Origin of the sequence: uncultured Roseovarius sp. (genome assembly GCF_947489715.1) — a bacterium.
GTDB lineage: Bacteria > Pseudomonadota > Alphaproteobacteria > Rhodobacterales > Rhodobacteraceae > Roseovarius.
Window position 1 is genome coordinate 55,945 of the sequence record NZ_CANLER010000007.1, and the last position, 13,450, is coordinate 69,394.

Below are 13,450 nucleotides of genomic sequence, written 5' to 3' on the forward strand. Positions count from 1 at the left end.
GTATAGTATTGAAGACCTATTAATTGAATGTTTATGTCGGTCGATCGGAGCAGAAATGAAAGTTTTGATTGTCGAAAGCCAGCCAGATTTAGGCGTTCTGTGGAGTAATCACATGGAACGACAAGGCATGGATGTGCGCCTGGAACATAGCCAGGCTGGTGCTGCCAGCGCACTTCAGACCCAAAGTTTTGATATTATCGTTCTTGACCTCGTCCTGGATCAGGGAAGCGCCTTTGCCATCGCTGATCTGGCCAGTTATCGCTACCCGGACACGCAGGTGATTTTCGTGACCAACACCTCGTTTTTCTCGGATGGGTCGATTTTTAATCTCAGCGCCAATGCCTGCGCCTATTTGCAGACCGATACGCCGCCAGAGGATCTGACGGCGATGGTCGAGCATTACGGGCGTGCGTGCTGAGAAGCTACCCGCGCCCGTGAGGGGCGTCGAAGTCAATGACAGGGTTGATCGGAATGATCCGATGTGGATTCACCATATCGTGACTATAATGGTAGTGTCGTACGATGTGGTCGAAATTCACTGTCTCGGCCACGCCCGGCCATTGATATAGCTCGCGCAGATATCCCCAAAGATTAGGGTAATCCACAATACGGGCGCGATTGCATTTGAAATGCAGGTGATACACCAGATCGAAACGGATGAGCGTTGTAAACAAGCGCCAGTCCGCTTCGGTCACGCGGTCACCCATCAGGTAGCGGTTTTGACCGAGCCGGCTTTCCAACCAGTCCAGGCTTCCGAAAAGTGGTGCGATTGCGGCGTCATAGGCTTCTTGCGAGGTGGCGAAACCTGCTTTGTAGACGCCGTTGTTGATAGTGTCATAAATACGGTCGTTGACGGGTGCAATGGCTTCGCGCAACGCTTCCGGCCAGTAATCATCGGTGCTATCGGTCAGCCCGTCAAAAGCGCTGTTGAACATGCGAATGATCTCGGAACTTTCATTTGATACGATGGTTTCGCGTTCCTTGTCCCAAAGGATCGGCACCGTCACCCGGCCCGAAATCTTGGGGTTTGCCTTGAGGTAGATATCGCGCGCGAAAGGCAAGCTATAGAGCGTATCGCCCGTAGCACCGGGGTAGCCTTCGTCAAGGCTCCAGCCCTCGGACAGCATATCGGGATGCACGACTGAAACGCCGATATGATCGGTCAGGTTTTTCAGGGCGCGGAAGATTAATGTGCGATGTGCCCACGGGCAGGCGAGAGAGACATAGAGGTGGTAGCGCCCGGATTGGGCTGGAAAACCGCCTTCGCCAGAAGGGCCTGGCGCGCCGTCGGGCGTGATCCAGTCGCGGAATTTTGCGGTTGAGCGGACGAATTTACCGCCCGAGGACTTCGTGTCGTACCAGCTGTCTTCCCAGACACCGTTTACCAATTGGCCCATGTTGCATTCTCCTTTGATAAATGAACCTAGCGCGTGCGTAAAAATCGGAAACAGAGATTGCCGCGCATTTTTGGTGCGCCTGCGCACATCACAGCGGGCGGGAGATATAGGCTGCTAATGCTTTGCAACCTTTCATCGGGGCGCTTAGACGTGGGCAATGCGCCTCCGAGATCAAACACTGAGGCCAAGGAAAGTCATGAGGGGTTGCATGCCAGAGGTTTGGTTACACATTGTCGGCATTGGCGAAGACGGGCTGGCGGGGCTGCTACCGGCCACACGGGCGGTGGTAGAAGACGCCGAGGTGATCATCGGCGGGGATCGGCATGAAAGCCTTTCGGACGGTATTAGCGCCGAACGTATGGCCTGGCCCGAAGATTTCGAAGTGCTGATTGACCTGCTGCGCGATCTAAAAGGCCAACGCGTGGTGGTGATTGCCACGGGTGACCCGCTGTGGTTCTCCGTCGGCGCGCGGATCGGGCGGGCGATTGACCCTGCTCAGATCACCTATCATCCGCAGCTTAGCGCCTTTCAACTGGCCGCAGCCCGGATGGGGTGGTCAATGGCGGACCTGGAGACACTGACAGTGCATGGCCGCCCGGTCGAACAGATGATTGCCTTTATCCAACCACATGCGCGGCTATTGATCCTGACGACGGGTGCTGACACCCCCGCCCGGATCGCCCGTTTCCTGAGTGAACGTGGCTTTGGTGCCTCACCAATGACGGTTTTGGCAGCCATGGGGGGTGCGCAGGAGGCGCGCTTTGAGGGCGTGGCGGATAGCTGGGATCATGTCGTGCCTGCGTTTAACACGCTGGCGGTGGAATGCGTGGCCGCGCCTGATGCCGCGCTGTTACCGCGTGTGCCGGGGTTGGCGGATACGTTGTTTCAGACCGATGATACCCTGACCCGGCAGGACGTGCGCGCTGTCACGCTGGCCAAGCTGATGCCGATGCGTGGGGCGCTTTTGTGGGATATCGGGGTGGGTTGTGGCTCGGTCGCGGTGGAATGGATGCGGGGCGCGCGCTATGCCCGGGCTATCGGCATCGAACCCAGTGCTGATCGCCGCAGCATGGCCGCAGCCAACGCGCTGGCCCTGGGTGTGCCCAAGCTGGCACTGGTGGCAGGGCAAGCGCCCGAGGCGTTGGAAGGCCTTGAGGCACCGGACGCTGTTTTCATTGGCGGTGGTTTGTCAGCCGCCTCTTTCACGGCAGCCTGGGCGGCGTTGCGCCCCTTGGGGCGCATGGTATGCAATGCGGTGACGGCGGAGGATGAGGCATTTTTGCCGGATTTGCACAAACGCCACGGTGGACAATTGGTCAGACTGAGAGCTGATCAGATGGATGACGCGGGCATTTGGCAAAAGCTGGACCCGGTGATGCAATGGAGTACGGTCAAGCGCTGATCCGGCAGGGTCGCGCAGATCAGGAAGAGGGGGCAGATGAGAGATTTTCTGACAGAGTTCGTCAACCGCAAGGCGGATCAGGGGATTAAATCAATCCCCAAGAACTACAAGAAGCTGAGCCGGGAGGCAAAGGCGTATGTGGTTGAAGTCAAGGCGAAAAATGTGATTGCTGACGCTTCCGCATTCGAGCTGGATATGGAGACCGGCGCGCTTGAGCTACAATTCGCAGACGGCCCGCCGTTGAGCGTCGTGGCGCAGGTGGCAGGCACGTTTTCCGATGACGGGTCTTTCATGTGGGGGTGGGGACATCCGTCCGTGCCGCAGCCTCTGCAACAGGCCGCGTGGGCCGCACAACGCTATGGTGACCGGCAGGAAATCGAGGAGCTATTGACCCGAGGCGGGGAGGCTACGCGGAAAAAGGCCGAGGAGTATACAGCGATTGCTGCCTACCTTGCGCATGCGGATGGCGTGTTTATCGGTGATCACGGTGGTGGTGGGTCGGTTTGCATTGTTTGGTTTTACCCTGATAATACAAAGCCCTACGAATGAAAGAATGCCATCTGAGGTCACGTGGCGGACAGAAATAGCCCGGCGCGTTTTGGTCAGATAAGCTGCTGTAATAAGGCCCGGAAACCGTCAGGTCGGTCCTAAATAGCGGCATTCGCGACATTTAACGTGACCGTTACATACTCGTGCGACATTCTTGGGGTGTATCAGTTCAGGAAATCACCCCATGTCGACTTTCTTATCCCCCGAAGTCCAGGCCGGCCTTGACGCCGCGCGCAAACATGCGCTGAAGAAAAGCAACCGCCTGAACGTGCAGGCGGGGGATCGTAACTTCAAGATATTACGGAGTTGGCACAACGGGTTCTCGCTTGATGCCGACGAGGCGCCGCACCTGCGTGGGCTGGTTGATATGTTCGATGGCACCACCCATCTGTCGCGCTGCCTGATCGTGGCCAGCGGTGAAGAAGGGGGCGAACTGGAGTTCGAATATAAACGCACGTCCGAGGCGGTCGACCGGCAACCGCTGGATTTCTACCGTCGGCCTGACGCACCGGTCGCGCTGCTGGAATAGGCGACGAAACGTACAAAGCGTACGAAATGTACGCGGGGAACGTACGGAAATCGACATCCCTGGAAGCGGCGGCGTACGGGTCGTACGTTTTCAAATCTATCTGGCCGCTTCGTTCAGAAATATGGAATCCGGATGAGACTATCTGAACGTGGCTGCCGTAACTTCGGGGCCCAAGGGCCAGTGCGGTCCGGCTGAATTCTGCATCCTCAACCCGCTTATTTTCCTGTCGGTTCTGGTCTGTTTTCCTGACTTTGAGGCCGGGCATGGTTTGAGCGGGCGCTGCGGCTGATTATCTTATTGAGCTTTCACAACAGGGCCGGGCGATCGTTTCGTGCGGCATTTTTTCCAACGTTTTTCCGATCCTCTGATTTGACGTTCAAGAAAGAAATTTGGTGACGAAATATTCAACCATAAGCAGGCTTGGTCGCTGTCTGTCTTTGGTACCTACCGGTTGCACCGCCTGGTTCAGCGGTGATTTTGAAGTCGGCAGCGCCGGATATCTGCCCATCAGCGAACCCGATGGCAGTATTTTGTATTCGAAGTGGGAGATGTCGGGGCCACCCCGGCGAGAGTTATCGTGGGGGGTGATCATTCGAACCTGATCATGGCGGGCCATCTTTCAACCGTCTGTCAGTTCCCGCGGGATGACGAAATCAACCACCTGTCCGGTTCGAGGGCGCACATCCTGCCAACTGTCCACAGTGAAATCCGCAACCAGCGTGGCACAGGTCGGGTAATCCTGAAACCGGGCATGGTCCGGCGGCATCGCTACCAGATCATGCGCGAAATAAGCAATGCCTGGATTATGCCCCAGCATCAGCACGCAGCGCCCGGTGGCAGCTTGCAGAGTGCCCTGCATTTGATCGGGTCCGGCATGGTAAAGCGCATCCAGATAGGATGTTTCCGCGTCTAGGTTCAGCCGTTCGCCGGTCTCTTGGGTGCGTCGCGAAGAGGAACTGAGGATCTGATCGGGAATATAGTCATTCTCCCTAAGCCATGCCCCGAGAGCAGTGGCCGAGCGTTGCCCTCGGCCATTCAGGGGTCTTTGGTGATCCTCCTGCGTCGGGTCGCTCCAACTGGATTTTGCATGTCGCATCAGGATCAGGCGTAATGTCATCGGAATGCCTCCATGTGAAATGCGGACTGGGCGGCGGACCGGCCATGTTTCTGGCTTACGGGGCAGGCACGGCGTGCAGCGCAGCCGTTTGACATGCAATCATTTCCCAGTCGATCCAGATCGGTCTTGCACGCTGCGACATCGTATCCCCGGGGCGTCAGCGCATCGACGGGGCAGGAGGTGCGGCAGGGCTGGCCTTTGCAAGATAGACAGGGGTTTGGCGGGGCTTCCGGTAATTCCAGGCGCGCATTGATGCCCAGGGCACCGCGATAGGAAACCCACAGCCCCGCCAGATCATGTACCAGCAGCCCTACTGGCGAGACATGCGCCCGCCCGCTATCCGTCGCCCAGCGGATGAACGGTTGGTAGGGTGGCCCGCCGAAAGGGAAAAACGCATAGGATTTCAGGGTGGTGGCGATGTCGCCGATCACCCGGAGGGACCACCTGTCCATCGGGTCGGGTTGCCCGTCCTTATATTCCGGAGAGGCGGTGAAATAAGGCCAGAACCGGGGTTCGTCAGGGCCCAGCAGGATCAGGGTTTGCACCCCGTCAGGCACGTCTTTGGCCGCAGGATGAAAGGCGCCATAGACACTGAGGGCGTGATTTTTCACCGCGCTTTCTATAATCTCAAGGTTCATTTCTGAAACGGCAGCCAAAGCGACCACCCCAGTTTCGAAGGTCGGTCATCCTGCCATTCCAACCCGATTTCCATGTCCTTATGTCCCTTTTCAGGTTGCGCGATATAGGTGCCGAACATCCGGTCCCAGATCGACAGGGCAAAGCCGTAATTGCTGTCATGTTCGTAGCGATGCACGGAATGGTGCACCCGGTGCATGTCCGGTGTCACCAGAACCTGCCGGATCGCCGCGTCCAGTGTCGGTGGCAGTTTGATATTGGCGTGATTGAACATTGCGGTGCCGTTCAGGATAATCTCGAACGCGATGATCCCGATGGCGGGCGGTCCCAACAGATAGACGAGCCCGATCTTGAGCAGCATGGACAGGGCGATTTCAACTGGATGAAAGCGGATTGCCGTGGTGACGTCGATGTCGCGGTCGGCGTGATGTACCCGGTGAAAGCGCCATAAAAGCGGTATCTTATGGGTGATCAGATGCTGTGCCCAGATGGCCAGATCAAAGATCAGCACGGTCAGGATGATGGCCAGCCAAAGCGGCAGATCAAGCGCGTTCATCAGCCCCCAGCCCTGTGCCTGAGCATCCAGAGCGGCGCCCACCGCCAGCAGCGGCAGGGCCAGGGCCAACAGCCTGAGCGTGAGCGTATCCAGGATCACGATCGCCCAGTTGGTCAGCCAGCGCGTGCTGCGCGGTTGACGGCGCGTGCGGCGAGGTAGGGCGGCCTCGGTCAGGGCGAGGGTCGCGAACAAACCGATGAATATGCCAAGGCGAATGAGGGCTTCGTTCTCCATGCCGGGGAACCTAAGCCAAAACATTGTCTGCGCAAGCTACTTCGCGCGGATCATAGAGCCCGCGCCATGTTCGGTATACAGTTCCAGCAGCGTGGCGTTGGGGGCCCGCCCGTCAAGGATGACAACCGCGCGCACGCCGCCATCAATCGCGGCAAGCGCGGTTTCGGTCTTGGGAATCATGCCACCCGCAATGGTGCCATCTGCCGTCATCTGGCGGATTTGATCGGCGGTCAGTTCGGTCACCACGGCACCGCTGGCATCGCGCACACCGTCCACATCGGTTAGCAACAAGAGCCGGTCTGCGGTCAGGGCCGCGGCGATTGCCCCGGCAGCGGTGTCGCCGTTGATATTGTAGGTCTCGCCATTGCGGCCAGCGCCCAGGGGGGCGATCACCGGAATGGCGTCATCGGCAAAAAGCGTGCGCAGGATGTCGGGGTTGATGTCGGTCGGATCGCCGACAAGGCCCAGCCTGGGGTCTGCCGGGTCGCAGGTGATCAGGTTGGCATCCTTGCCCGACAGGCCCACGGCCTTGCCGCCCTGCCGGTTGATTGCCTGCACGATGCGCTTGTTCACCCGGCCCGACAGGACCATTTCGACCACTTCCATCGTGGCCTCATCGGTTACGCGTTTGCCGTTTACGAAGTCGGATTTGATCTCGAGCTTTTCGAGCATCTGGTTGATCATCGGGCCGCCGCCATGCACGATCACCGGGTTCACGCCGACCTGCTGCATCAGTACGACATCGCGGGCGAAGGTTTCCATCGCCTCGTCGCTGCCCATGGCATGGCCGCCGAATTTGATCACGACGATGGCACCGTCATAGCGTTGCAGATAAGGCAGCGCTTCGCTGAGGGTCCGGGCGGTGGCAATCCAGTCGCGGTTCATGTCACGTTTCTTCATCTTCTTCCTCGTTCCCCAGCGTTATCTCTGGATGAGCGCTAACGCGCAAGAGGGTACCTGACCCCTCCTCCTGTCCTCCTCCCAAGGGGGAGGAGGGAACGCTTGGCAGGCCGACCCCTATTACTGCAACGTGGCGATCGTGGCGCGCAATGTGGCGATGCCGTCGCCTTTTTCGCTGGAGGTGAGGATGAGTTCGGGAAAGGCTGCCGGATGGGGCGCGAGCTTGGTGCGGACCTGGTCCAGAATGTTGTCGAGATCTTTCGGTTTCACCTTGTCGGTCTTGGTCAGCACGCATTGAAATGTCACGGCGGCGCTGTCGAGCAGGGACATGATTTCTTCGTCCACCGTCTTGATGCCGTGACGGGCATCGACCAGCACGAAGGCGCGGCGCAGGGTCTGGCGACCTGCAAGATAGGATTTGAGCAGTTTCTGCCATTTTTCGACCACTGGCAGCGGTGCGTTGGCATAGCCATAGCCGGGCAGGTCGACCAGATAGTGGCTGTCTGCCAGGGTGAAATAGTTGATTTCCTGCGTGCGCCCCGGCGTGTTTGAGGCGCGTGCCAGCCCCTTGCGTCCGGTGAGCGCGTTGATCAGCGTCGATTTTCCGACATTGGAGCGCCCGGCAAAGCAAACCTCGGTCCGATCGGCAGGTGGCAGACCGGACATGGCGACAACGCCTTTGAGAAAATCGCTTTGGCCTGCAAAAAGCTTGCGGCCTTTTTCGGAGGTTGGTGTGTCCGGTTCTTCCGTGACCGGAAACTGGAGTTGCATCACAGCACCTCGACCTTGTCTTCGAGGTGGATTATTCCGCCTTTGGTGACCATCGCATAGATGCCAAAATTCTGGTGATCCCAATTGGCTTTGAGAGTGCCGAGCGTATCAGCGTCACGGTCACCGGTTTCGGGGTTGGCGGTCGTCGCGAGGCACCGGAGGATCGGTTCTTTTACCTGAAGTTCGACATCACCGATTCGCAGGGGTTTTCCGATCCAGTTACACTCCTCCCACGCGGGGACGCCGTCAAAGTGAATGTTGCAACGCCAGCGCAGGGTCGAAATATCGTGCCCCAACTTGTTGGCGACCTCTTGGTGCGAGGCCAGGTTGATCAGACTGATCGAGGGAAAATCGCTATCGGTCATGCCGCGTCCGGGAACGCGGTGAATACCGACCGATTGGGCGCGATTGGCAGGCATCAGCGGGCGAACCCAATCAAGAAAGGCAGCTATGTCCCGGTCCGGATCAAAACGCAGATCCGGGCGGTCGGGATGGGTCAGGGTGACCGTGCCTGTCGCTTCCTCCACCTGGGTATTGATCGCCATTAGGGCAGGTACCTTTGAGCCGCGCGAGTAATTGGCGCAGGGCGCCCATTCGGTGCCGTCGGATTTCGCGGCCTCGTGGGCGACGGCCCAGCGGCGGTCCCAGGGCATGGTCTGGCCTTCGAATAGCTCAACCGTATCAAGCGACTCGCGTCCGTGCCCCTTGATCGGGTGCCGCCAGAGAGCGCGGACCCGTGCCATCACTTGTCGTCCGGATTGGCTTTGCGCTTGAAACCGGATCGGATGTTGCCGAACACGTCGGGTTTATAGCCCTGGCTGCGCATGATCAGGTATTGCTGCGAGAAGGTGATCATGTTGTTGGCGATCCAGTACACCACCAGGCCGCTGGCAAAGCTGCCCAGCATGAACATGAAGACCCAAGGCATCCAGGCAAAAATCATCTGCTGGGTGGGATCGGTGGGTGCGGGGTTGAGCTTTTGCTGCAACCACATCGAGATGCCCAGAATCAGTGGCAGGATTCCGATGAAGATCAGGGCCAGGATTGATCCGGGCTCCGGGCCGTCCCAGGGGAAAATGCCCCAGAGGTTGTAGATGGTTGACGGATCGGGCGCGGAGAGATCCTTGATCCAGCCGATCCAGGGGGCGTGACGCAGTTCAAGCGTGACGAAGATCACCTTGTAGAGCGAAAAGAAGATCGGGATCTGCAGCAGGATCGGCAGACAGCCCGAGGCCGGGTTGACCTTTTCCTTCTTGTAGAGCGCCATCATCTCTTTTTGCAGGGCCTGGCGGTCGTCACCGGCGGATTCTTTGATCTTCTCCATCTGTGGCTGAAGCTCTTTCATCTTCGCCATTGAGACATAGGATTTGAACGCCAGCGGCAGGAGCACAGCCTTGATGATCAGCGTCAGCGCGATGATTGACCAGCCCATGTTGCCGATCAGGGCGTTGAGGTTGTGCAGTAGCCAGAAGATCGGTTTGGTCAGGAAGAAGAACCAGCCCCAGTCGATCGAATCGAGGAAACCCTCGACGCCGGCATCGTTCTGATAGTTGCGGATCGTTTCCCATTCCTTGGCACCGGCAAACAGGCGCGTGTTGACCGAAACGGACTGCCCCGGCGCGAGCGATTGCGTGCTGAGTTTCGCATTCGTCTGGAAGATGTTGCGGCGGGTATCGCGGAATGTGCTGAACTTCGCCCCGACATCATCCGCCGGGATCAGCGTGGTCATCCAGTAGTGATCGGTAAAGCCTGTCCAGCCGTTTTGGGTCACCGGGATTTCTTCGAGCGCATTGGCGGGGTCGAAATCATCATAATCGGTCTCGGTCAATTCGCCGTCGACCATGCGAATGCCACCCTCGTGCAGAATGAAGAAATTCTTCAGATCCACAGGCTCGCCGTGGCGGGCCAGGATGCCGTAAGGGGCCAATGACAGGTTGCCGTCACCAGTATTTTCGACCGATTGGGTGATGTCGAACATGAAATCCGCATCGACACTGATCTGGCGGCGGAAAATCTGGCCGTTGCCATTGTCCCAGATCAGAGTGACCGGCGTATCCGGGGTGAGGGTATCGCCCGAATCAACCTGCCAGATCGTGTTGGCATTCGGCACCTGCTCGGCTGTCAGGCCGTTACCCGGTGCCCAGCCGAACAAGGCATAATAAGGCGCATCCGCGCCAACAGGCTGCAGCAGCTGAACGATATCGGAACCGGGTGCAAGTGTCTGGCGGTAATTCTTCAGAGATAGTTGATCAATGCGGCCACCTTGCAGCGACAGCGATCCCTTGAGGCTGGGCGTGTCGATTTGCAGGCGCGGCGCATCAACGGCGGCAGCTTCGGTTGCCTCTGATGCGGTGTCGGTTGCGCCAGCGCCGGTCGCATCGGCGGTGGGTGTCGTCACCCCATCGCTCGTCTCGGCGGTTTCGCTGGTCGCGGGCGCATTCGGGTCGACCGGTTGCTCAGGTGGCGGGAACAGGACGAACCACGTCATGATCACGAGAAAGCTGAGCGCCGTCGCAAGGATTAGGTTTTTATTCTGGTCGTCCATCGCCGATGGCCATCTGTCTGTTGCGTGTCTTGGGGGTTCAACAGAGTGCAGCGCCAAAGGTCAAGGGTGTTTCGGAGATAAGACCTGTCAGGAAGAGGATTAGGAGGGCATTCAGCCTGTCTTGAAGCCAATCGTGGGCGGGTCCGACAGATTGGCAAGATGTGCGGCGATCCATTCAAGGGTGTTTTCGAGGGCCATTGGCCGCCCGATCCCGAAACCCTGAACATGGCGACAGCCCAATTGCGCCAGCATCGCGTGTTCTCCAGCGGTTTCTACCCCCTCGGCCAGCGTATCCAGCTCAAGCCGTTCCGCCATCAGCAGGATGGCCGAGACCATGCGTTGCTGTTCGGGGTCCTGATCGACTTTCATAACGAAGGACCGATCAATCTTCAGGCGTTGAATGTCGAAACGACGGATCGACGAAATCGACGCATGGCCGGTTCCGAAATCGTCAAGATCAATCTGGCATCCCATTTCGGACAATCCGCTGATATTGCGTGCGACCATATCATCGGGCGAGGTGGCGACCACGGTTTCCAAGATTTCGATCGCCAGACGATCCGTCGTCAAATCGAACTTGTCGAGCTCCCACTCGATCTTTTGCAGCAGGCGGGGGTTGCGCAGTTCGTCGGGTGAAAAATTGACCCCGACCCTTGGCACGTCGACACCATCCGCGTCCCAGAAATTCAAAGCGGCCAAAGCCCCGGTCAGCATTACCTCACTCAGCCGTTCCATTTCTCCAGCCTGTTGAATCTTGGGCAGAAATTCAGCCGGGGAAATAATACCACGTTCAGGATGTTCCCATCTGGCAAGGGCCTCAAACCCGGTCACATACCCCGTGTCGGTTGAGATTTGCGGCTGAAACCAGGGAATGATCTGTCCCGATTCGAGCGCCTGGTCGATTTCCGTCGAAATCGTGTGGGGGTTGACCTTGATGTCGCGCATGTCGGGCGAATAGGCCCGGATCGAAGAAGGACCGTTCCGCTGGGCAACGGTCAGCGCCAAATCGGCGGCTTCGGCCATCAGTTTGCCGTTGTTGTCGCGGAAATTCGTATCCAGGCAGAACCCCACAGAGGTGGAGATGTAAATGGTTGTGCCCCCCAATTGGATCGGCTGTTCCACCGCCGCCTGAAGACGCGAGGCAAGTTGCAGCGCGATGTCCAGATTCATATGGCCGACCGGGGCGATCATCACGCCAAATTTGTGATCATCCAGTCGCGATACGGAATCGCGGGACCGCACGGCCGAATTCACCCGTTCACACAATTCTTCCACGACCTCCAGGGCGACCGACCGGCCGTAGCGATCAATAATCGCATCGAAATCGTCCAGCCCCAGCACAAGACACGCCGTTTTCAGATCTTTCTTGCGCGCCAGCCGCAACGCCCGGTCCAGCGCAAGGTTGAATTCATCCGGTCTGGGTTTGCGATCGCGCTTGTCTGCCCTGCGGTTTTTCCCGTTCAGTGGTTGCATCATGGCGAAAATCGCAATGACCGCCGGAAAACCGATGGCCGTCGCCGTCAGCACCAGTTCACCGCCGATCCAGTAACCGGCCAGAACGAAGGCAGGCAGAAATGCCAGAATCTGCGGGCCGTGCAGGATTGCCTTGAAACTGGATCTTATGGTTGAATTTAAACGACTTAACTGGCGATACATAAGGTCTGGATTCCCGTGATTGCCCGTGAAAGCTAATCTTTGGGTCTCAAAACCATCTTAACGCAGCTTCGGCACGGCCCCATCATTTGCGTCAAATTTTACCGACCCTCTTGCGAGTCCGACGAAGTCAAACAGCTTGGGATCCAGCAAATGCGAGGGCCGCGCATTCATCAGCGCCCGGAACATGACCTGGCGGCGTCCGGGGCTGTTTGCCTCCCACCCGTCAAGGATTTGCTTGACCTGTTGGCGCTGCAATCCGTCTTGTGACCCGCAGAGATCGCAGGGGATGATGGGATAGTTCATCGCGTTGGCGAATTTCTCGCAATCGGCCTCGGCGACATGGGCCAGCGGACGATAGACGAAAAGATCCCCCTCTTCGTTCACCAGTTTCGGCGGCATCGTGGCCAGACGCCCGCCGTGAAAGAGGTTCATAAAGAACGTCTCGAGGATATCATCCCGGTGATGGCCCAGCACGACCGCGGAGCACCCTTCTTCACGGGCGATTCTGTAAAGATTTCCGCGTCTTAGGCGGGAGCAAAGCGCGCAGTAGGTGCGCCCGGCAGGCACCTTGTCGACCACGATGGAATAGGTGTCCTGATACTCGATTCGGTGCGGGACCTGCATGCGTTCCAGAAATTCCGGCAGGACCGTGGCGGGAAAGCCGGGCTGACCCTGATCGAGATTGCAGGCCAGGATGTCGACCGGCAGCAGCCCGCGCCATTTCAGCTCGTACAGCACCGCCAAGAGCGTATAGCTGTCCTTGCCGCCCGAAAGGCAGACTAGCCAGCGGGGCGGCGCGCCGTCCTTGTCCTGCGCATCGCGTTCGACCATGCCATATTGATCAATCGCCTCGCGCGTCTGACGGACAATGCGTTTGCGCAGCTTCTTGAACTCGGTTGTCGAGGGCGCGCCGGCAAAGAGCGGATGGATATCGTCGGCATTGTCGAACATGGGGCCGCTTTAGGCGGTTTCGCGGGTTCGGGCAAGCTTTGGCTGTTATCTGTGCGGCATTCCGGGGTGAAATCAACCGGGCGTTCGGCGCAGTGCGATGGGTGATTTTCCGACCCTGCGGCCCCGCGCCCCGCAGAATCGGGTTAGCGCGCTGAAAACGCTGAAAAACCCATGTCGGTATAACGTCGGTATTTTGTCGGTATTACA

Annotated in this window: 15 protein-coding genes; 4 read left to right on the top strand and 11 right to left on the bottom strand. The window is 58.3% G+C overall.

Annotated features, from left to right (window positions below; translation table 11 throughout):
• Positions 1-55 precede the first annotated feature (55 nt).
• Positions 56-418 (top strand): response regulator, encoded by a 363-nt coding sequence (locus Q1B27_RS16765; protein ID WP_299849038.1) that lies wholly within the window; start codon positions 56-58, stop codon positions 416-418.
• Between the two features lie 4 nt (positions 419-422).
• Here Q1B27_RS16765 and Q1B27_RS16770 read toward each other — a convergent pair whose 3' ends face one another.
• On the bottom strand, positions 423-1,397 hold the full coding sequence (locus tag Q1B27_RS16770; RefSeq protein ID WP_299849040.1) for a glutathione S-transferase family protein: 975 nt from the start codon (positions 1,395-1,397) through the stop codon (positions 423-425).
• A 208-nt stretch (positions 1,398-1,605) separates the two neighbouring features.
• Here Q1B27_RS16770 and cbiE point away from each other — a divergent pair, with 208 nt between their 5' ends.
• From cbiE to Q1B27_RS16785, 3 genes are all read left to right on the top strand, one after another.
• A complete protein-coding gene (cbiE, locus tag Q1B27_RS16775) occupies positions 1,606-2,799 on the top strand; it encodes a precorrin-6y C5,15-methyltransferase (decarboxylating) subunit CbiE (protein WP_299849042.1) in 1,194 nt (397 codons plus the stop codon).
• A gap of 36 nt (positions 2,800-2,835) precedes the next feature.
• On the top strand, positions 2,836-3,348 hold the full coding sequence (locus tag Q1B27_RS16780) for a DUF6882 domain-containing protein (protein ID WP_299849044.1): 513 nt from the start codon (positions 2,836-2,838) through the stop codon (positions 3,346-3,348).
• 184 nt (positions 3,349-3,532) lie between these two features.
• Positions 3,533-3,877, top strand: a complete 345-nt coding sequence (locus tag Q1B27_RS16785) for a hypothetical protein (RefSeq protein WP_299849047.1) — start codon at positions 3,533-3,535, stop codon at positions 3,875-3,877.
• Between the two features lie 376 nt (positions 3,878-4,253).
• Here the strand turns inward: Q1B27_RS16785 and Q1B27_RS16790 are convergent, their stop codons facing one another.
• The 10 genes from Q1B27_RS16790 to ttcA form a co-directional block, all read right to left on the bottom strand.
• The gene (locus Q1B27_RS16790) at positions 4,254-4,493 is read right to left on the bottom strand and encodes a hypothetical protein (protein WP_299849048.1); all 240 of its coding nucleotides are present in this window, start codon (positions 4,491-4,493) and stop codon (positions 4,254-4,256) included.
• 3 nt (positions 4,494-4,496) lie between these two features.
• Entirely contained in the window at positions 4,497-4,994 is a 498-nt protein-coding gene (locus Q1B27_RS16795; RefSeq protein WP_299849050.1) for a histidine phosphatase family protein, read from the bottom strand.
• Positions 4,991-5,632: a ferredoxin gene (locus Q1B27_RS16800; RefSeq protein ID WP_299849499.1), complete on the bottom strand. Its 642-nt coding sequence runs from the start codon at positions 5,630-5,632 to the stop codon at positions 4,991-4,993. Before Q1B27_RS16800 ends, Q1B27_RS16795 begins: the two co-directional genes overlap by 4 nt.
• Positions 5,629-6,420, bottom strand: a complete 792-nt coding sequence (locus Q1B27_RS16805; RefSeq protein ID WP_299849052.1) for a sterol desaturase family protein — start codon at positions 6,418-6,420, stop codon at positions 5,629-5,631. Before Q1B27_RS16805 ends, Q1B27_RS16800 begins: the two co-directional genes overlap by 4 nt.
• Before the next feature lie 36 nt (positions 6,421-6,456).
• Positions 6,457-7,320 (bottom strand): acetylglutamate kinase, encoded by an 864-nt coding sequence (gene argB / locus Q1B27_RS16810; RefSeq protein ID WP_299849053.1) that lies wholly within the window; start codon positions 7,318-7,320, stop codon positions 6,457-6,459.
• A 120-nt stretch (positions 7,321-7,440) separates the two neighbouring features.
• A complete protein-coding gene (gene yihA / locus Q1B27_RS16815; protein WP_299849055.1) occupies positions 7,441-8,091 on the bottom strand; it encodes a ribosome biogenesis GTP-binding protein YihA/YsxC in 651 nt (216 codons plus the stop codon).
• A complete protein-coding gene (locus Q1B27_RS16820; protein WP_299849057.1) occupies positions 8,091-8,834 on the bottom strand; it encodes an MOSC N-terminal beta barrel domain-containing protein in 744 nt (247 codons plus the stop codon). The genes yihA and Q1B27_RS16820 overlap by 1 nt, the downstream gene beginning before the upstream one ends.
• Positions 8,834-10,636: a membrane protein insertase YidC gene (gene yidC, locus Q1B27_RS16825; protein WP_299849059.1), complete on the bottom strand. Its 1,803-nt coding sequence runs from the start codon at positions 10,634-10,636 to the stop codon at positions 8,834-8,836. The genes Q1B27_RS16820 and yidC overlap by 1 nt, the downstream gene beginning before the upstream one ends.
• 111 nt (positions 10,637-10,747) lie before the next feature.
• Positions 10,748-12,292: a bifunctional diguanylate cyclase/phosphodiesterase gene (locus Q1B27_RS16830; RefSeq protein ID WP_299849061.1), complete on the bottom strand. Its 1,545-nt coding sequence runs from the start codon at positions 12,290-12,292 to the stop codon at positions 10,748-10,750.
• 57 nt (positions 12,293-12,349) lie between these two features.
• Positions 12,350-13,243 (bottom strand): tRNA 2-thiocytidine(32) synthetase TtcA, encoded by an 894-nt coding sequence (ttcA, locus tag Q1B27_RS16835; protein WP_299849064.1) that lies wholly within the window; start codon positions 13,241-13,243, stop codon positions 12,350-12,352.
• Positions 13,244-13,450: the final 207 nt, after the last annotated feature.

What these genes read in the sequence shown, in the direction of transcription:
- Q1B27_RS16765 (WP_299849038.1), top strand. Translation starts at nt 56, where the DNA reads ATGAAAGTTTTGATTGTCGAAAGCCAGCCAGATTTAGGCGTTCTGTGG.
- Q1B27_RS16770 (WP_299849040.1), bottom strand. Translation starts at nt 1,397, where the DNA reads ATGGGCCAATTGGTAAACGGTGTCTGGGAAGACAGCTGGTACGACACG.
- cbiE (WP_299849042.1), top strand. Translation starts at nt 1,606, where the DNA reads ATGCCAGAGGTTTGGTTACACATTGTCGGCATTGGCGAAGACGGGCTG.
- Q1B27_RS16780 (WP_299849044.1), top strand. Translation starts at nt 2,836, where the DNA reads ATGAGAGATTTTCTGACAGAGTTCGTCAACCGCAAGGCGGATCAGGGG.
- Q1B27_RS16785 (WP_299849047.1), top strand. Translation starts at nt 3,533, where the DNA reads ATGTCGACTTTCTTATCCCCCGAAGTCCAGGCCGGCCTTGACGCCGCG.
- Q1B27_RS16790 (WP_299849048.1), bottom strand. Translation starts at nt 4,493, where the DNA reads ATGGCCCGCCATGATCAGGTTCGAATGATCACCCCCCACGATAACTCT.
- Q1B27_RS16795 (WP_299849050.1), bottom strand. Translation starts at nt 4,994, where the DNA reads ATGACATTACGCCTGATCCTGATGCGACATGCAAAATCCAGTTGGAGC.
- Q1B27_RS16800 (WP_299849499.1), bottom strand. Translation starts at nt 5,632, where the DNA reads ATGAACCTTGAGATTATAGAAAGCGCGGTGAAAAATCACGCCCTCAGT.
- Q1B27_RS16805 (WP_299849052.1), bottom strand. Translation starts at nt 6,420, where the DNA reads ATGGAGAACGAAGCCCTCATTCGCCTTGGCATATTCATCGGTTTGTTC.
- argB (WP_299849053.1), bottom strand. Translation starts at nt 7,320, where the DNA reads ATGAAGAAACGTGACATGAACCGCGACTGGATTGCCACCGCCCGGACC.
- yihA (WP_299849055.1), bottom strand. Translation starts at nt 8,091, where the DNA reads ATGCAACTCCAGTTTCCGGTCACGGAAGAACCGGACACACCAACCTCC.
- Q1B27_RS16820 (WP_299849057.1), bottom strand. Translation starts at nt 8,834, where the DNA reads ATGGCACGGGTCCGCGCTCTCTGGCGGCACCCGATCAAGGGGCACGGA.
- yidC (WP_299849059.1), bottom strand. Translation starts at nt 10,636, where the DNA reads ATGGACGACCAGAATAAAAACCTAATCCTTGCGACGGCGCTCAGCTTT.
- Q1B27_RS16830 (WP_299849061.1), bottom strand. Translation starts at nt 12,292, where the DNA reads ATGTATCGCCAGTTAAGTCGTTTAAATTCAACCATAAGATCCAGTTTC.
- ttcA (WP_299849064.1), bottom strand. Translation starts at nt 13,243, where the DNA reads ATGTTCGACAATGCCGACGATATCCATCCGCTCTTTGCCGGCGCGCCC.